Genomic DNA, 17,555 nt, shown 5'->3' on the forward strand with positions numbered 1-17,555 from the left:
GCCTCAGAGTCATGAATCCATGGCAATTCCGGTCTTGGACAGCATAGATCGTCGTCCCTAGTGTCGATCGGGTGAGCAAAGCAAGGAGTGTGGTGCGCGGGTTCGCCACCGTGCACGCCGTCGCGATCTTCGGCCAGCCGGTCTTCGCGGGCAGGTACCTGACCGGCGACTACGCCATGCTGGCGGTGCACCGGTTCGGCGCGGACCTCGTCTTCGCGATCGGGCTGGCGCAGCTGGCGCCGACGGCGCTGCTGTGGTGGCGGGGCGGCCCGCGGTGGCCGTTCTGGGCGAGCCTGCTGCTGGTCGCCGGCGAGACCGCGCAGTACTTCGCCGGCCTGGCCGGCGCTCTCGACCTGCACGTCCCGCTGGGCGTCGCGCTGGTCACGCTGGCCGTGGTCGTGCTGATCGGGATCTGGCGATGAGCGGGCTGTCCCGGCGCCGGTTCCTCGGCTTGGCCGGCGGCGCGGGTCTCGTCGTGGCCGCCGGAGCCGTCGGGCCGCGGCTGCTCGGCCGGGCCGCGGCCACCGGCGAACTGCTCACCAGCGAGGTGCCGCTGCCGCCGCCGTTCCAGGTCCCGCTGCCGATCCCGGCCGTGCTGCCGCCGCTGTCGCGTGACGCGGACGCCGACCGGTACGAGATCGTCCAGCGCGTGGCCACCGCGGAGATCCTGCCCGGGCTGCGCACCCCGATCTGGGGCTACCAGGGCACTTTCCCCGGGCCGACCATCGAATCCCGCAGCGGCCGGACGACGGTCGTCCGGCACCGCAACGAACTCCCGGTGCCGACCGTCGTCCACCTGCACGGCGGCCGCACACCCCCGGATTCCGACGGCTACGCCACCGACCTCGTCCTGCCCGCGAGCGGGTGGCGTGCGGCGCACCAGGGCATGCTCGACCCGGACGCGAAGATCACACAGGGGCTGCGTGACTACGCGTATCCGTTGCGCCAGCGGGCATCGGGGCTCTGGTACCACGACCACCGGATGGACTTCACCGGCCCGGCCGTGCACCGCGGGCTGGCCGGGTTCCACTTCGTCCGGGACGCCGAAGAGGACGCGTTGCCGTTGCCGCGCGGCGAGCGCGAACTGCCGCTGATGATCGCCGATCGCGCGTTCGCCGCGGACGGTTCGATGCGCTACCCCTCGCTCGACTCGACGTTGAGCACCGTGCCCGGCGTCGAGGAGCCCTACGCCGCCGGCGTGTTCGGCGACGTCATCCTGGTGAACGGCGCACCGTGGCCGGTGGCGGAGGTGTCCGCGACCCGGTACCGGCTGCGGCTGCTCAACGCGTCCAACGCCCGCCGCTACGACCTCGCCCTCGACCCGCCTCCGCCGGACGGCCCGGCCTTCACGCAGATCGGTTCGGACCAGGGCCTGCTCGACGCGCCGCGCGGGCACGACCACCTGCCGATCGCGCCGGCCGAGCGGTACGACGTCGTCGTCGACTTCGGCCGCTACCCGGTGGGCACCGAGATCACGCTCGTCAACCGGGCCGGCACCGGCAGCACCGCGTACGTGCTGCGGTTTCGCGTCACCCGCCGCGGCACCGAAGACAGCCACGTCCCGGACCGGCTGAGCACGATCGAACCCCTCGACCGGACACGTGCCGGAGTGATCCGGGAGTTCTCTTTCCGCGGCGCTCCCTCGGGTGGGCGGCACGGCTGGCTGATCGGCGGACAGCCGTACTCACCGTCCCGGATCGACGCGCGGCCCCGGCTCGGCGACGTCGAGATCTGGCGGTTCGTGGCGGACGTGCACCACCCGATCCACCTGCACCTCGTGCAGTTCCGGGTACTGTCCCGCGGCGGCCGCGAGCCGGGGCCCTTCGACGGCGGGCTCAAGGACACGGTCGATCTGCGGCCGGGCGAAGCTGTGGAAGTGATCGCACGGTTCGACGGCTACCGGGGGCGCTATATGTTCCACTGCCACAACGCGGAGCACGAGGACATGGGCATGATGGCCAACTTCGAGACCGTCTGAGCCGAATGTGAAAAACCTTCATGGCGGCGTACCGGCGGTACGTACTACGCTGCGGTAACCACAGCAACGGCGCGGAGGAGAGGCTGTCTATGGGCGACGTGGCGGCACGGCTGGCCGAGATCGTCGGGGACAAGAACCTGCTGACCGGCGAGGCGATCTCCGAGGACTACGCGCACGACGAAGCGTTGACCGCGGAGCCGCAGAAGCCTGCGTACGTCGCGAAGCCGGCAACCGCGGAGGAAGTCGCGGAGCTGCTTAAGGCCGCTTCGGAACACAACGTGCCTGTCACCGCGCGAGGCTCCGGAAGCGGCTTGTCCGGCGCCGCGCGACCGCGTGCGGACGGGCTGCTGATCTCCTTCGAGCGGATGAACGCCGTCCTCGAAGTCGACACCGGCAACCACGTCGCCGTCGTGCAGCCCGGCGTCACCCTCGCCGAACTCGACGCGAAGACCGCCGAGGCAGGGCTCAGCTACACCGTCTACCCCGGCGAGCTGAGCGCGAGCGTCGGCGGGAACGTCGGCACCAACGCCGGCGGCATGCGCGCCGTCAAATACGGCGTCACGCGCAACAACGTGCTCGGCCTGCAGGCCGTGCTGCCGACCGGCGAGATCCTCCGCACCGGCGGCAAGACGTCGAAGATCTCCACCGGCTACGACCTCACGCAGCTGATCATCGGCTCCGAAGGCACCCTCGCGCTGGCCACCGAGATCACCGTCAAGCTGCACCCGCGGCTCACGCACGGCGCCACGGTGCTCGCCCCGTTCGGCAACCTCGCCCAGGTGATGGCCGCCGTGCCGGCGATCCTCTCCAGCGGGCTCGCGCCGCACATCCTCGAGTACATCGACAACCTGACGATGGCCGCGATCGTCTACAACGAGAAGCTCGAGCTCGGCGTCCCGGACAAGATCCGCGAGACCAGCGAGGCCTACCTCGTGGTCGCGCTGGAGAACCGGGACGACGCGCGGCTGCACGAGGACGTCGAGACGGTCGGCGAGCTGCTCGGCGAACTCGGCGCGACCGACGTCTACGTCCTCGAAGGCCCCGCCGCGCGCAAGCTGATCGAAGCGCGCGAGAAGGCCTTCTGGACCGCGAAGGCGGCCGGTGCCGACGACATCATCGATGTCGTCGTACCGCGCACCGCGATGCCGGAGTTCATCACCAAGTCGCGTGAGCTCGCGATGGCCGCGGGCGGCGGCGCGCTCGGCTGCGGGCACGCCGGCGACGGCAACGTCCACTTCGGGATCTTCTGCAAGGACGCGGACAAGCGTAAGCAGCTGTTGACCGACATCTTCGCGTACGCCATGGAGCTGGGCGGCGCGATCTCCGGCGAACACGGCCTCGGCCGCACCAAGGCGAAGTACCACCAGGAACTCGAAGACCCGGCGAAGATCGAGCTGATGCGCCGGATCAAGCAGAGCTTCGACCCCGCCGGGATCCTCAACCCCGGCGTTCTCTTCCCCGAAGGAACCGAATGAGCGAGATGAACGGCGCCCAGTCCCTGATCCGCACGCTGGTCGACGCCGGCGTCGAGGTGTGCTTCGCGAACCCCGGCACGTCGGAGATGCACTTCGTCGCCGCACTCGACACCGTTCCGGAGATGCGCGGCGTGCTCGCGCTGTTCGAAGGCGTCGTCACCGGAGCTGCCGACGGGTACGCGCGCATCGCGGACAAGCCCGCCGCGACGCTGCTGCACCTCGGTCCCGGCCTGGGCAACGGCCTGGCGAACCTGCACAACGCGCGTCGCGCGCACACGCCGATCGTGAACGTCGTCGGCGACCACGCGACTTACCACAAGCAGTACGACGCGCCGCTGGAGTCGGACATCGAGGCCCTCGCCGGCTCGCTGGAAGGCTGGGTGCGCCGCTCCGAGCACACGAAGGACGTCGGAGCGGACGCCGCCGCCGCGGTCGCCGCGTCGCAGGACGCTCCCGGCCGCGTCGCCACGCTGATCCTGCCCGCGGACGCTTCGTGGGGTGACGGCGGCGAGACGTGCGCGCCCGTTCCGCCGCGCGTGCCGCAGGCCGTCGACGCCACTACCGTCAAGGACGTAGCCGCCGTGTTCGGCGCCGGCGAGCCGGTGGCGCTGCTCATCGGCGGCGGCGCGTGCCGCGAAGAGGGCTTGCGCGCGGCCAGCCGGATCGCCACCGCGACCGGCGCGAAGGTGTTCGTCGAGACGTTCCCGGCCCGCTTGGAGCGCGGCGCGGGTCTACCGGTGATAGAGAGGCTCGGCTACCTCGCGGAGCAGGTCACCTACCAGCTCGACGGGATCAAACACGTCGTCATCGCGGGCACGAAGGCGCCGGTGTCGTTCTTCGCCTACCCGGGCAAGCCGAGCGACCTTACGCCGGAAGGTGGGCAGGTGCACACGCTTGCGTCGGTCGGCCAGGACGTCACGCGCGCGCTGAACGACGTCGCCGACCTCGTCGCCGCGGACACCGAACCGGTGCTGGCGCCGGCATCCCGGCCCGCGCTGCCGAGTGGTCCGCTGACCCCGCAGAACTGGGTCGACGTCATCGGCGCGCTGCTGCCGGAGAACGCGATCATCGCCGACGAGGCCAACACGTCCGGCCTGATGCTGCCGACGGCGACGGCCGGCGCGCCGCGGCACGACGTCCTCACGCTGACCGGCGGCGCGATCGGCTACGGCATGCCGGTCGCGACCGGGGCGGCCATCGCCGCGCCGGACCGGCCGGTGCTGAACCTGCAGTCCGACGGCAGCGCGCTATACACCGTATCGGCGCTGTGGACGCAGGCGCGCGAGAACCTGAACGTGACGACGGTGCTGCTCAACAACCGCGCGTACGCGATCCTGCGGCTGGAGCTGCAGCGCGTCGGCGCGGCGTCGGGCGGCCCGAAGGCGAACGACCTGCTCGACCTCTCGCGGCCGGACATGGACTTCGTCAAGATCGCGGAGGGCATGGGCGTGCCGGCGACGCGGGCGACCACGGCCGAGGAGCTGGCCGAGCAGCTGCAGCGGGCCTTCGCCGAACCGGGTCCGCACCTCATCGACGCCGTGGTGCCGCCTCTGCTCTGAACCGGACTATTCTCCCGGGCACACCTAGAGCCCGGGAGCGGCGGATGAGCGAAGACGAACACGCGAAGCGGGGCATCGACCTCGAGCGGCCGAACGCGGCGCGCGTGTACGACTACATGATCGGCGGCCAGCTCAACTACGCCGTCGACCGGATGTTCGCCGACCAGATCCGGAGCGTGCTGCCGAACGCGCAGCACATGGCGCTGACCAACCGGGCGTGGCTGCGCCGCGCGGCGCGGTTCGCGGCGGAGCAGGGCGTCCGGCAGTTCCTCGACATCGGCTCCGGCATGCCGACCGTCGGGCACGTGCACGAAGTCGTCCAAGCGATCGACCCGGCCGCGCGGGTGGTCTACGTCGACAACGAGCCGATCGCGGTCGCGCACAGCGAGATCGTCCTGGAGGGCAACGACAACGCGGCGATGGTCCAGGCCGACGCCGAGTACCCGGACGAAGTGCTGGACCACCCCACCACCGAGGCGCTGCTGGACTTCAGCGAGCCGGTGATGATGATCATGGCGGCGTTCGTGCACTTCATCCCGGACTCGCGAGACCCGGCGGGACTGATCGCGACCTACCGCGACGTGCTCGCGCCGGGCAGCTACCTCGCGTTGTCGTCGGGCACGTGGGAGGGGCAAGGCGAAGAGTCGCAGCGCTCGGTGGCGTTGTACGAGAAGAGCGGTACGCCGTTGACGCTGCGCTCGCCCGACGAACTGCGCGCGCTGGTGAAGGGCTTCGAGATCTTGCCGCCGGGCGTGGTGTTCACGCCGGAGTGGCGTCCGGACGGGCCGCTCGAAGACCCTCCGGAGCAGTCGGGCGGGCTGGCACTCGTCGCTCGCAAGGAGTAGCCGGCGCTATCCTCACTGTCGCATCGACGGAGGGGGACGGCGTTGACCGACGACCACGCGCCGCGCGGGATCGACTTCGACAAGCCGAACGCGGCGCGCGTGTACGACTACCTGATCGGCGGCAAGCTCAACTACGCCATCGACCGGATGTTCGCCGAGCAGATCCTGCAAGTGCGCCCGGAGTCCCGGGAGCTGGCCCTGCTGAACCGGCGCTGGCTGCGCCGGGCGGTGCGGTTCGGCGCCGAGCAGGGCATCCGCCAGTTCCTGGACATCGGCTCCGGCATGCCGACCGTCGGGCACGTGCACGAAGTCGTCCAGGCGATCGACCCGGCCGCGCGGGTGGTCTACGTCGACAACGAGCCGGTCGCCGTCGCGCACAGCGAAATAGTGCTGAAGGACAACGAGAACGCCGAGATGGTGCAGGCGGACGCCGAGGTCCCGGAGGATGTCCTCGAGCACGAGACCACCGAGATGCTGCTGGACTTCGACCAGCCGGTCATGCTGATCATGGCCGCGTTCGTGCACTTCATCCCGGACGAGCGCGACCCGGCCGGCTTGATCGCCGCCTACCGCGACGCGCTCGCGCCGGGCAGCTACCTCGCCTTGTCGTCGGGCACGTTCGAAGGCCAGGGCGAGGAGGTGCGTCGCGCGGCGGAGATGTACCAGAAGAGCGGCACGCAGGTCGTGGCCCGCTCGAAGGACGAGCTGCGCGCGTTGCTGGACGGCTTCGAGCTCGTGCCGCCGGGGGTCGTGTTCATTCCGGAGTGGCGGCCGGACGACCCCGGCGACGTCGGTGAGCACCCGGAGCTGGCGAGCCAGCTCGCACTGGTGGCGCGCAAGAACTGAGGATGTCTCACGTCGGCTATTCTCGCCGTCACACCGGACCGTGGAGCGGCGAATGAGTGAAGACGAGTACGCGCGGCGTGGCATCGACCTCGACAAGCCGAACCCCGCGCGCGTGTACGACTACATCCTCGGCGGCCAGCTCAACTACGCCGTCGACCGGATGTTCGCCGACCAGGTGCTCGCCGCGCAGCCGAACGCGCGGGAGCGCGCCCGGCTGAACCGGCAGTGGCTGCGCCGCGCCATCCGGTTCGGGCTCGACCACGGGATCCGGCAGTTCCTGGACATCGGCTCGGGCATGCCGACCGTCGGGCACGTCCACGAGATCGCGCACGCCGTCGACCCGACCGCCCGCGTCGTCTACGTCGACAACGAGCCGGTCGCCGTCGCGCACAGCGAGATCGTGCTGGAGGACAACGAGAACGCGGTCATGGTGCACGCCGACGCGGAGTTCCCGGACGACGTCCTCGAGCACGAGACCACCGAGATGATGCTGGACCTGGACCAGCCGGTGATGGTCGTGATGGCGCTGTTCGTGCACTTCATCCCGGACGAGCGCGACCCGGCCCGGCTGATCGCCGCCTACCGCGACGCGCTCGCGCCCGGCAGTTACCTGGCGATGTCGTCGGCCACCCCCGAGCAGCAGAGCGACGGCACCGCCCGCGCGGTCGCGATGTACCAGAAGAGCGCCAACCCGGTGACGCCCCGCACGGCCGACGAGCTGCGCGCGCTCGTGGACGGCTTCGAGATCCTCGACCCGGGTGTCGTGTTCATCCCGCAGTGGCGGCCGGACGATCCGGCGGACGTGCCGGAGAACCCGGCCGAGTGCGGCGGGCTCGCGCTGGTGGCGCGCAAGAACTAGACGGCCCCGAACTCAGACGGCACCGACCAGTTCGGGCGCCACCTTTGACCTCGGTACCAGTCCCGCGAGCAGCACGCCGGCGAGCGCGGCGCACGCCGCCACGGCGAAGGTCGCCCGGAAGCCGAACAACGACGGCACCGTCAACCCGCCGACGGTGATCGTCAGCTGGGCCAGCATCGCCGCCATGACCGCGCTCGAAACCGCCGTGCCGACCGAGCGCATCAGGGAGTTCAGGCCGTTCGCGGACGCCGTTTCGGTGACCGGCACCGAGCCCATGATCAGCGCGGGCATCGCGGCGTAGGCGATGCCCACGCCGGCGCCGATGATCACCGACGCCGTGATCAGCTCGACGGCGTTGTCCATCAGCGCGATCGCGAACACGTACCCGAGCGAGATCACCAGCGCGCCGGTCATCAGCGTCGGGCGCGGGCCGAAGCGGGCGATGAGCCGGGCCGACACCGGCGACAGCAGCATCATCACCAGGCCGTTCGGGGCGAGGGTCAGGCCGGATTGGACCATCGTCTGGCCCAGCCCGTAGCCGGTCGACGCGGACGCCTGCAGCAGTTGCGGGAACGACAGCGCCATGGCGTACATCGAGAACCCGACCATGATCGACGCCAGGTTCGTGAACAGCACCGGCCGCCGCGCGGACACGCGCAGGTCGACGAGCGGGTCGCGCCGGCGCAGCTGGTAGGCGGCCCAGGCGAGCAGGACGACGACGGCCGCCGCGGCGAACCCGAGCGTCGGCGTGCTGGTCCAGCCCCACGTGGCGCCCTTGACGACCGGCAGCAGCAGGCAGACGAGGCCGGCGGCCAGCCCGAACGCGCCGAAGTAGTCGAACGGCGCGGGCGTGCGCAGCGGCGACTCCGGCACGAACCGGACGATCAGCAGCGCGAAGAAGAGCCCGAGCCCGGCGGCCATCCAGAACAGCACGTGCCAGTCGGCGTTCTCCGCGACGATCGCCGCGACCGGCAGCCCGATCGCGCCGCCCACGCCGAGCGTCGCGCTCATCAGCGAGATCGCGCCGCCGACGCGTTCGGCCGGGAGCTCGTCGCGCATGATGCTGATGCCGAGCGGGATGACGCCCATCGCGCAGCCCTGCAGCCCGCGCCCGAGGATCTGGAACGCGAGCGCGCCCGTCGTCGCGGACACCACCGAGCCGGCGATGAGCAGCGCGAGGCTGACGAGGATCATCCGGCGCTTGCCGTAGAGGTCGCCGAGGCGCCCGCTGACCGGCGTGATGACGGACGCGGCCAGCAGCGTCACGGTGACGACCCACGACGCGTCGGCCGCCGAAGCGTTCAGCAGCCGCGGGAACACCGGGATGAGCGGCACGACCAGCGTCTGCATGAACGACGCGACCAGCCCGCACGACGCGAGCACGACGACGATCGCGCGGCCGGACCGTCCGGTCTCGGACACCAGCACACCCCCGGTGTGTAATTAGTACGCATCATGCAACTTCATGCACTGTACCCACCGGGTGGCTGGTTTCGGTCCGATTGGTGATTCGTCACAGCCAGGTGCGGACACCTCCGTGGCCGGAGCAGGTGCCGGAGCGGTGCTGGCTGTAGCTGTAGGTGCCGTCCTTGCAGAGCGCCGTGGCGCCGGCGGGGTTGTCGCTGGGGCGGTGGACGCAGTTGCCTTCGGAGTTCCGGTAGTAGTCGGCACCGCACTCGGCCGGCTTCGGCGCGGCCTGCGTGGTGGTCTTCGGCGCTGCCTTGGGCTTGGCCACGGTCGTCTTCGGCGCGACGGCCTGCGCCTGCGTCGGCACGGTCGTGACCACCGGCGCTTCGGACGTGGCGGTGGGCGTGTCCGTCGTACTCGGAACGGTGGCCGTCGGCGATGTGTACGAAGTCGCCGGTGCGTCCAGAACACCGACCCCACCCGGATCCTTCGCCGGCACCGAACCGACACCGCAGCCCGCGACCAGCAGGCCGGCGGCCAGGATCCACCCCAGTTTCTTTCCCACGACGACTCCTTAGCAACACGAACCAATGCCGCCGTAGTCGCTGCGCCGGAAGTGTTTGTTACGGCGCCTAGACTCGCCGCATGGCCTGGTTGCGGCGTTGGGCTCCCGAACTGGCGGTCACCGTCGCGGTGCTGGTCGGTTCGCTGTTCGCCGTCCTGAACGACGGCGCCAAGCCCGCGAACCACGCCGCCGTCGGCTGGGTGCTCACCGTTCTCGGCTGCGCGGCCGTTTTCTTACGGCGTAAGTACCCGTTGACGGTCGCGGGGTTAACGCTCGTTTGCTGCGGCCTCTACTACCCGCTCACCGATCCCGACGGGCTCGTCCTGCTCGCCTTCGCGTACGCGCTCTACAACGCGGCCGCGGCGGGACGGATCCGCGGAGCCGCGCTGCTCGTCGTCGCCGCGATGGCCGGCGTCGCCGTCGGCGAGGTCAGCTCGCGGACCGGGCGGCACGTCGACAACTTCGCGTTCTTCCTGATGACGGGCTGGTTCGTCGCACTCGTCGCCGGCGGTGCCGTCGCGCACTACCGCGCCGAAGCCGAGCGCACCAAGGAGGCCGAAGCCCGCGCCCGCGCCACGGACGAGCGGCTGCGCATCGCGCGCGAACTGCACGACGCCCTCGGGCACCATCTATCACTGATCAACGTCCAGGCGGGTGCCGCGCTGCACCGGCGTGATCCCGCGCAGGCCGAAGAGGCGCTCGGCACCATCAAGGACGCCAGCAAGACCGCACTCCAGGAGTTGCGTGCGACGCTCGGCATGCTCCGCCAGGCCGACCAGCCGAGCCTGTCCCGCGTCGCCGAACTGGCCGAGTCGGTCGGCGCGTCCGGGCTGACCGTCCGGACCGAGATCGACGGCGACGCCCGCGACCTGCCGCCGGACGTCGAGCACGCCGCTTTCCGCGTGGTGCAGGAAGCGCTGACGAACGTCGCGAAGCACGCCGGCGCGAAGACCGTCGTCGTCCGGCTCGGGTACGGCACCGACGCGCTGTCCGTGCAGGTCGACGACGACGGCCGCGGCGGCGACGCCCCACCGGGCGCCGGGATCCGCGGCATGGCCGAACGCGCGCGGGCGCTCGGCGGCGAGCTGACCGCGGCGCCGCGCGAAGGCGGCGGTTACCGGGTGCGCGCCCGGTTGCCGGTGCGATGATGGGCCGATGATCCGGGTCCTGCTCGTCGACGACCAGCGGCTGGTCCGCGCCGGCTTCCGGTCCATTTTGGACGGTGAGGACGACATCGACGTCGTCGCCGAGGCCGCCGACGGCCGCGAAGCCCTGCAGGCCGCGCACGACCACCGCCCGGACGTCGTGCTGATGGACATCCGCATGCCGGTGCTCGACGGCCTCGCCGCGACGAAGCACCTCCTCGAAGACCCCGCCGTACACAGTAAGGTCGTCATTCTTACAACGTTCGACCTGGATGAGGACGTCTACGGCGCGCTGCGCGCGGGTGCGAGCGGGTTCCTGGTCAAGGACACCGAGCCCGAAGAGCTGATCCACGCCGTGCGCGTGGTCGCCCGCGGCGACGCGCTGCTGGCCCCGTCGATCACCCGGCGGCTGATCTCGGAGTTCGCCGCGCGCGTCACGCGCCCGGCCCCCGCCCCCGCACTCGACCGGCTCACCGACCGCGAACGCGAGGTCCTCTCGCTGGTCGCGGCCGGCCTGTCGAACGACGAAATCGCACGCGAACTGACGCTCAGCCCGGCGACGGCGAAGACGCACGTCAGCCGCATCATGACGAAGACCGGCATGCGCGACCGCGCGCAGCTCGTCGTCCTCGCGTACGAGTCCGGCGCGGTGACGCCGAGGTGGCTCACCCCCTAGCCGTACTCCCGCGGGGGTACGGGAAACGCCTTAAGGGACACCGCCGGGAGCACGGCAAGTGTCCTCCGCTGCGCGACGCGCAGTAGTGCCCTCGCGGCGAATCCTTGTCCACCATGGACACCATCACTCGCCCCACCGGGGGAAGCCTGGCGAAACTGGCCGGCTGGGCGCAGCGCCACCGGTGGCTCGCCGTCGCACTCTGGGCGCTGGTCCTCATCGGCGTCACGTTCACCTCCCGCCTCACCGGCAGCGCCTTCCACGACGACAACTCGCTGCCCGGCACCGAATCGCAGCAAGTCGTCGACATGCTGCAGCACACCGCGCAGTCCGGCGCGTCCGCGCAGATCGTGTTCAAGGCGGACAGCGGGCTCACCACGCAGCGCGCCGCAATCGAGAACACTCTGGGAAATGTCCGATTGCAACCGCACGTGCGGTCGGTGACCGGACCGTTCGAGACACTGTCTCGCGACGGCCGGATCGGCTACGCGACCGTCACCTTCGACACCTCCTCGACCGACCTCCCGTACGACGACATCGTCACGTTCGCCGACGTCGCGAAGCAGGCCGGACCGGTCGAAGTGGCGCTGGCCGGCGACCCGATCGAGCGCGTCTCGGGCGGCGGCGGTCCCGCGGAAGGTGTCGGGCTGCTGGCCGCGCTGGTCATCCTCGTGTTCCTGTTCCGCTCGCTGCTCGCCGCCGGGCTGCCGGTGCTCACCGCGGTGTTCGCCGTCGGTAGCACGCTCGGCGTGATCACGGTCGTCTCGCACCTCGTCGACATCGCGAGCTACACCTCGCCGTTGATGATGCTGGTCGGGTTCGGCGTCGGCGTGGACTACGCGCTGCTCATCTTCTCCCGCTACCGCGGCGAGATCCTCGCCGGCCACGACCGGGACACCGCCGCGCGGCGGGCGCTCGACACCGCCGGACGCTCGGTGCTGTTCGCCGGGACCACGGTGATCATCGCACTGCTCGGCCTGCTCGCGCTCGGGCTCGGCGGGTTGCGCGGAGTGGCACTGGCCGTCGCGCTCACCGTCCTGATGACCATGCTCGCGTCGGTGACGCTGCTGCCCGCGTTGCTCTCGCTGTTCGGCTCGCGGCTCGAACGCGGCATCCGCAAGCACGCCGCCCGGCGCGAGCACGGCAAGACGTGGCGGCGGCTCGCCGACGGCGTCCAGAAGCGACCGGTGGCTCCGCTCGCGGTCGGCCTGATCGTCCTCGTGGGTCTGTCGATCCCGGCCGCGGGCATGCGGCTCGGGCTCGCCGACGCCGGCACCGACCCCGCCGGATCGACGACGCGGCGGGCGTACGACCTGCTGGCCGAAGGCTTCGGACCGGGCTTCAGTGGTCCGCTCGCGATCGTCAGCCAAGACGGCAACACCGCCGCACTGCAGCAGGCGCTCGCCTCGACGCCCGGGATCGCACGCGTGTTAGCGCCGGTTAACCAGACTGTCCTCGTATTCCCGACAACGTCACCGCAGGACGCCGCGACCGCCGAACTCGTGACGCGCCTGCGGACCGATGTCCTCCCCGCACTGCCGGGCCACTACCTGGTCGGCGGCTCGGTGGCGGCCGCGACGGACTTCGCGGACGCCGTCGCCGACCGGCTGCCGCTGTTCGTGCTGGTCGTCGTCGGGCTGTCCGCGCTGCTGCTGATGGTCGTGTTCCGGTCGGTCCTCATCCCGCTCAAGGCGGCGTTGCTGAACCTCCTGAGCATCGGCGCCTCGCTCGGCGTCATGACGCTGGTGTTCGGCGACGGCTGGTTCGGCGCGCAGTCCGGCCCGATCGAGGCGTTCGTGCCGGTGATGATCTTCGCGATCGTGTTCGGGCTGTCGATGGACTACGAGGTGTTCCTCGTGTCGCGCATGCACGAGGAGTGGCGCCGCACCGGCGACGCGCGGCTCGCGGTGCGCGAAGGCCTCGCGTCGACCGGCGCGGTGATCACCGCGGCGGGCGCGATCATGGTGCTGGTGTTCGGCGCGTTCCTGCTGGACCCGTCGCGGATGCTGGCGCAGTTCGGGCTCGGCCTGGCGACCGCGGTCCTGCTGGACGCGCTGGTGATCCGCTGCCTGATCGTCCCGGCGATCATGCGCCTGCTCGGCGCCCGGGCGTGGTGGCTGCCCCGGTGGCTGGACCGCCGCCTGCCGCACGTCGCGCTGGAGCCGTGACGCTTCAGCCCGCCAGCCGGTGCGCCACCGTCGCCGCCAATCGGCGGGCGGGGGCGCACAGGCGTGCGGGCGGCTCGTCGGCGTTCTCGACGTCGACGAGCACCAGCTCGTTCGTCCGTTCTTGCTTGGAGTCGACGTACGCCCGGTAGACGATGGAAACGAGACAATCATCGTCGCCGCGCCCGCGAGGTTGTGTCCACGACGTGAACCCCTCGAGCTGCGCCGGGACCTCCTCGCTCTGGCCGCTGCCGTCGGCGGTGCGGTCGAAGATGACCTTCACGAGCCGCCGGGAGCCGACATAGCTCCAGTCGCACGCCCAGCTTCCGAACGCCGCGACCTGCTTCACCGGACCGCCACCGAGCGCCGCCGTCACCGAAGCCGTGTCCAGCAGCGCGCAGGCGTCCTCGTTCACCAGCGACGTGGCGGGCAGGTCGCGGCGCGGGAGACGGCCCGTGCCCAACACCGCCAAGGCCTTGCCGGCGGCCGCGTCGGCCATGCCGCAGGGATCGGCGCTCGCGCCGGCGTCGACGATCACCTGGTCGTCGTCCGGAAGCAGGAGGATTCGCGTGCAGCCGTCCGGATCGGCGGGCGGGCGCTGGACGCCGACCGCGCCGACCGGCTCGACCGCCGTGGCGAGGTCGGCGGCTCCCGTGGCGAACTCGATCTTCACGTCGACCGGGTCCGGATCGGCCGTGGGCCCGTGCACCAAGAGGTCGCAGCGGCCGAAGTTGCCGTAGTCGTCGGAGATCTCCACCTCGCCGAAGCGGCTGAGGGCGTTCGCGTCCGTCAGCCCGCAGGGCCGCACCGTCCGAGGGTCTCCCATGACGAGTTCGGGGTGCGCCGCCACCACGGACGCCGTCTGCGAGGTCAAACCGTCGCCGCCGGCGATGCCCGCGACGTAGCCGACGACGGCGACCGCGACGACCGCGGCGGTGGTGCGCAGCCGCCACGACCGTCTTGCGGCACCGGCCGGGGCCGCCGGCGGGTACGGGTCGTCCGGCCGCGCGATCCACGCGTCTTCCTCGGTTTCCTTGACCTTGACCCGGATCCGCCGGAAGGTCGCCGGGTCCACGATTGTGCTGTGCCACACGACTTCGCGGTAGAACCAGGCTGAGGTGATCGCGACGAGCACGCCCCGGGACTCCGTCAGCGCGTCCCTGAGTTGCTGCACTTCGAGCAGGCGGGAAGCCGTGATGATCGATGGCCCCTGTGGTCCGTGCGCGTCGTCGCTGATTTCGCCCGCGTGCAACGCGACACGCACCCTCAGGCGTGCCTGCCTGCGGTGCCTCACGTTGTACGCGCGGATTGCCTCGACGAGGGCGAACGGAACGCGTTCGACCAAGAGTGCCTTGGGGAACTCGGCCGGAACGAACACGCAGAAGCCGTCGCCGTTGTCGTCGCACCGCAGGGCGTGCCACGGGAAACCGGCCGCGGCGAAGGCGGTCTTCAGCGCGTCGTGGAGTCCTTCTCGCAGCGCGGCACGGTCATGCGTCGTCCGCTTTGCGGCGCCGTATTTCTCCATGTCGACCGCGAAGATCGCGTGGTGCATGGCCGGAAGCATCCGCCGACCGTACTCGCCGGACCGCTCGGGCTGATTGGATCCAGCCCGATCAGGTGACGCTCCCCCAGGCCGTCGGCGTCTCGGACAGGCGGAAGGCCAGGATCCCGCCGCGCAGGAAGGACGCGTCGACCTTCCAGTCGCGCTGCGGCCGGCCGTCCCGACGGACGTCCTGAATGTACTTCCCGCTGCCCGACGTCGTGATCCGGATCGGCGCACCGCCCGCCGGCCGGATCACGGCGCTCGGGAACAGCGGGCTCGACAGCAGCAGCTCGCCCGTCCCCGGCGTGCGCGGGTAGATGCCGAGCGCGGCGAAGACGTACCAGGCGGACATCGTGCCGAGGTCGTCGTTGCCGGGCAGGCCGGACGGTCCGGTGCCGTACACGGACGACACCAGCTGCCGGACGGTCTCCTGGGTCTTCCACGGCTGCCCGAGCTCGTTGTACAGCCACGGCGCGTGGATGTCGGGCTCGTTGGTCGGGTCGTACTTGAGCGGGCCGCCGCCCTTGAGCTGCCAGTTGCCGCTCGCGTCGTGGAAGAAGCCGTCGAGCCGGGTCGCCGCGGCGGGCTTGCCGCCCATCGCGTCGGCGAGACCGGAGACGTCCTGCGGGACCATCCAGGTGTAGGCCGCCGCGCTGCCCTGCGCGAAGCCGCGGTCGCTCGCCGGGTCGAACGGCGTCACCCAGCTGCCGTCGACGTTGCGGGCTTGCGCGTAGCCGGTGTCCGGGTTGAAGACATTGCGCCAGTACGCACCGCGCGCACGCATCTCCGCGGCTTCGCGCGTGCGGCCCAGCAGCTCCGCGAAATGTCCGATTGCGGAGTCCGCTACGGCGTCTTCCAGCGTTTCCGCGGCGCCGCCCCAGCAGTGGCAGACGTCGTTCGGCGCGTAGTGCGACGTGACGTACTGCGTAAGGTTGGGCCGCTGGCTGACGCACTGCCCGGGACAGCCGGCGTCCTGCAGGCCTTCGGGCCGAGACACCGTAGCCTGCCGATACAGCGTATCGAACGCGCCGCGGTAGTCGAAGTTGCGCACGCCCATCGCGTAGAACGTCGCGATCGTCGCCGCGGACGGGTCGCCGGTCATCACGTGCGTCGCGCCGTTGACGTGCACCCAGCGGTCCCAGACGCCGTCGTTCTGCTTCGCGTAGTTGTACAGCGATTGCGCGAAATTCCCCGCGACGCGCGGCTCCACCAGCGCCAGGAACTGCACCTGCGCGCGGTACCGGTCCCAGCCGGAGAAGTTGGAGTACTGCGCGTCCTGGCCGCGTTCGACGCGGTGCGGCTTGCCGTCCATGCCGAGGTACTGGCCGTCGACGTCGCTGACCAGGTTGGGCTGCTGCAGTCCGTGGTAGAGCGCCGTGGTGAAGGTGATCCGCTGGTTCGCGGAGCCACCGGCGACGTTCACCCGGTCGAGTTCAGCGTTCCAGGCCTTCTTCGTCCCGCCGGCCACGCTGTCCACTGTGGACTTCTTCGGCTGCTCGGCTCGGAGGTTGCGTTCCGCGCCTTCGAGGGAGACGTAGGAGATCGCGATCCGCATGGTGACCTTGCTGCCGGGCGCGAAGGTGACGTAGCCGCCGGAACCGCGTCCGGCGCGGTCCTTGCCGGTCGCGTAGCCCTCGCCGCCGGTCTGGTCGGTGCCGCCGGGCTGGAGCGTCGCGTCCTTCCACGTCCCGGTGCCGGTGACGGCCTGGTCGAACTGCGCGGTGAAGTACAGGCGGTAGTACGACTTGCGGTTGTTGACGCCGCCGTTCGCGCGGCGGCCGCAGAAGGCGCCGGTGAGCACGGACCCGGTCACACGCCGGTTCGCCGCGTCGATGTGGGTCTCGGCGTCTTCGCTGCCGTTGAGGGAGTTCGACGTCCGGAAGAGCAGGCTGGCCGGTTTGCCCTGCGGGTACGCCAGCGTGCCGATCGCGGTCCGTTCGGTGGCGGCGACGTCGGTCGTGACGCCGTTCTGCAGACCGAGGCGGTAGCGGCCGGGCGTCGCGGCTTCGTCGGCGTGGCTGAAGTTGCTCGCGTAGACGGCGTCGGTGGTGTCGGCGGTCGGCGACGAGGTGACGTCGCCGGCGAAGGGCAGGATCGGCACGTCGCCGGCAGCGCCGGGGTTGCAGCCGGCGCCGTTGACGTGGGTGAGGCTGAAGCCGCGCAGGCGCGTGGTGTCGTACTGGTAGCCGTTGGCGGCGCCGGTCGACGTCTGGTCGTCGCGGGTGCTGGTCGGGCTCCAGGCGAGCATCCCGAAAGGCGCGGTCGCGCCGGGGTAGGTGTTGCCGTCCCCGGCCGAGCCGATGAGCGGATCGACGAAGTCGGCGGAACTCAGGTCGGCGGCTGCCGACATCGTTGTCAACGTCGAGGCGAGCAGGGTGGCGGCAATCGCCACCGTGACAGGACGGCGCATGGGCGGAGGTTAACCCGCGTTCAGTGGCTTCCGGGCGAACGCGAACGGACAAACTGCCGGACACTTCGGCTCGCGGCGAACGCTC

14 protein-coding genes are annotated in these 17,555 nt (G+C 70.9%); 10 read left to right on the top strand and 4 right to left on the bottom strand.

What is annotated here, in order from left to right:
- Positions 1–71: 71 nt before the first annotated feature.
- The 7 genes from BLV96_RS14630 to BLV96_RS14660 all read left to right on the top strand — a co-directional run bounded on the left by BLV96_RS14630 (position 72) and on the right by BLV96_RS14660 (position 7,562).
- The gene (locus BLV96_RS14630) at positions 72–422 is read left to right on the top strand and encodes a hypothetical protein (protein WP_244180226.1); all 351 of its coding nucleotides are present in this window, start codon (positions 72–74) and stop codon (positions 420–422) included.
- Entirely contained in the window at positions 419–1,978 is a 1,560-nt protein-coding gene (locus BLV96_RS14635) for a multicopper oxidase family protein (protein WP_086670400.1), read from the top strand. Before BLV96_RS14630 ends, BLV96_RS14635 begins: the two co-directional genes overlap by 4 nt.
- Before the next feature lie 89 nt (positions 1,979–2,067).
- Entirely contained in the window at positions 2,068–3,453 is a 1,386-nt protein-coding gene (locus BLV96_RS14640) for an FAD-binding oxidoreductase (RefSeq protein WP_086670402.1), read from the top strand.
- Between the two features lie 5 nt (positions 3,454–3,458).
- Complete coding sequence (locus BLV96_RS14645) at positions 3,459–5,012, top strand: acetolactate synthase large subunit (RefSeq protein ID WP_208608248.1); 1,554 nt, start codon at positions 3,459–3,461, stop codon at positions 5,010–5,012.
- Between the two features lie 44 nt (positions 5,013–5,056).
- A complete protein-coding gene (locus BLV96_RS14650; RefSeq protein ID WP_086670406.1) occupies positions 5,057–5,857 on the top strand; it encodes an SAM-dependent methyltransferase in 801 nt (266 codons plus the stop codon).
- A gap of 42 nt (positions 5,858–5,899) precedes the next feature.
- Positions 5,900–6,703, top strand: coding sequence for an SAM-dependent methyltransferase (locus BLV96_RS14655; RefSeq protein WP_086670407.1), 804 nt, complete (start codon positions 5,900–5,902; stop codon positions 6,701–6,703).
- 52 nt (positions 6,704–6,755) lie between these two features.
- Positions 6,756–7,562, top strand: coding sequence for an SAM-dependent methyltransferase (locus tag BLV96_RS14660; RefSeq protein WP_086670409.1), 807 nt, complete (start codon positions 6,756–6,758; stop codon positions 7,560–7,562).
- Positions 7,563–7,574: 12 nt separating this feature from the next.
- Here the strand turns inward: BLV96_RS14660 and BLV96_RS14665 are convergent, their stop codons facing one another.
- Complete coding sequence (locus tag BLV96_RS14665) at positions 7,575–8,984, bottom strand: MFS transporter (protein WP_425266178.1); 1,410 nt, start codon at positions 8,982–8,984, stop codon at positions 7,575–7,577.
- Positions 8,985–9,075: 91 nt separating this feature from the next.
- A complete protein-coding gene (locus BLV96_RS14670) occupies positions 9,076–9,534 on the bottom strand; it encodes a DUF3761 domain-containing protein (RefSeq protein ID WP_086670414.1) in 459 nt (152 codons plus the stop codon).
- 80 nt (positions 9,535–9,614) lie between these two features.
- Here BLV96_RS14670 and BLV96_RS14675 point away from each other — a divergent pair, with 80 nt between their 5' ends.
- The 3 genes from BLV96_RS14675 (at position 9,615) to BLV96_RS14685 (ending at position 13,520) form a co-directional block, all read left to right on the top strand.
- Positions 9,615–10,682: a sensor histidine kinase gene (locus tag BLV96_RS14675; RefSeq protein ID WP_086670416.1), complete on the top strand. Its 1,068-nt coding sequence runs from the start codon at positions 9,615–9,617 to the stop codon at positions 10,680–10,682.
- 7 nt (positions 10,683–10,689) lie between these two features.
- Complete coding sequence (locus tag BLV96_RS14680) at positions 10,690–11,355, top strand: response regulator (protein WP_086670419.1); 666 nt, start codon at positions 10,690–10,692, stop codon at positions 11,353–11,355.
- Positions 11,356–11,468: 113 nt separating this feature from the next.
- Positions 11,469–13,520 carry an MMPL family transporter gene (locus BLV96_RS14685; RefSeq protein ID WP_086670422.1) on the top strand — a complete coding sequence of 684 codons (2,052 nt, stop codon included), beginning with the start codon at positions 11,469–11,471 and terminating at the stop codon, positions 13,518–13,520.
- Between the two features lie 4 nt (positions 13,521–13,524).
- Here BLV96_RS14685 and BLV96_RS14690 read toward each other — a convergent pair whose 3' ends face one another.
- Together BLV96_RS14690 and BLV96_RS14695 are read right to left on the bottom strand one after the other, a co-directional pair.
- Positions 13,525–15,081: a nucleotidyl cyclase domain-containing protein gene (locus BLV96_RS14690; RefSeq protein ID WP_143050965.1), complete on the bottom strand. Its 1,557-nt coding sequence runs from the start codon at positions 15,079–15,081 to the stop codon at positions 13,525–13,527.
- Between the two features lie 49 nt (positions 15,082–15,130).
- The gene (locus BLV96_RS14695; protein ID WP_086670427.1) at positions 15,131–17,470 is read right to left on the bottom strand and encodes a GH92 family glycosyl hydrolase; all 2,340 of its coding nucleotides are present in this window, start codon (positions 17,468–17,470) and stop codon (positions 15,131–15,133) included.
- Between the last annotated feature and the right edge of the window lie 85 nt (positions 17,471–17,555).

Origin of the sequence: Amycolatopsis pretoriensis, assembly GCF_900107925.1 — a bacterium.
Lineage (GTDB): Bacteria > Actinomycetota > Actinomycetes > Mycobacteriales > Pseudonocardiaceae > Amycolatopsis > Amycolatopsis pretoriensis.

Excerpts from the sequence above, each read along its gene's own strand:
- BLV96_RS14690 (WP_143050965.1), bottom strand. The coding sequence starts at position 15,081 with ATGCTTCCGGCCATGCACCACGCGATCTTCGCGGTCGACATGGAGAAA.
- BLV96_RS14675 (WP_086670416.1), top strand. The coding sequence starts at position 9,615 with ATGGCCTGGTTGCGGCGTTGGGCTCCCGAACTGGCGGTCACCGTCGCG.
- BLV96_RS14660 (WP_086670409.1), top strand. The coding sequence starts at position 6,756 with ATGAGTGAAGACGAGTACGCGCGGCGTGGCATCGACCTCGACAAGCCG.
- BLV96_RS14685 (WP_086670422.1), top strand. The coding sequence starts at position 11,469 with ATGGACACCATCACTCGCCCCACCGGGGGAAGCCTGGCGAAACTGGCC.
- BLV96_RS14680 (WP_086670419.1), top strand. The coding sequence starts at position 10,690 with ATGATCCGGGTCCTGCTCGTCGACGACCAGCGGCTGGTCCGCGCCGGC.
- BLV96_RS14645 (WP_208608248.1), top strand. The coding sequence starts at position 3,459 with ATGAACGGCGCCCAGTCCCTGATCCGCACGCTGGTCGACGCCGGCGTC.
- BLV96_RS14650 (WP_086670406.1), top strand. The coding sequence starts at position 5,057 with ATGAGCGAAGACGAACACGCGAAGCGGGGCATCGACCTCGAGCGGCCG.
- BLV96_RS14635 (WP_086670400.1), top strand. The coding sequence starts at position 419 with ATGAGCGGGCTGTCCCGGCGCCGGTTCCTCGGCTTGGCCGGCGGCGCG.
- BLV96_RS14695 (WP_086670427.1), bottom strand. The coding sequence starts at position 17,470 with ATGCGCCGTCCTGTCACGGTGGCGATTGCCGCCACCCTGCTCGCCTCG.
- BLV96_RS14640 (WP_086670402.1), top strand. The coding sequence starts at position 2,068 with ATGGGCGACGTGGCGGCACGGCTGGCCGAGATCGTCGGGGACAAGAAC.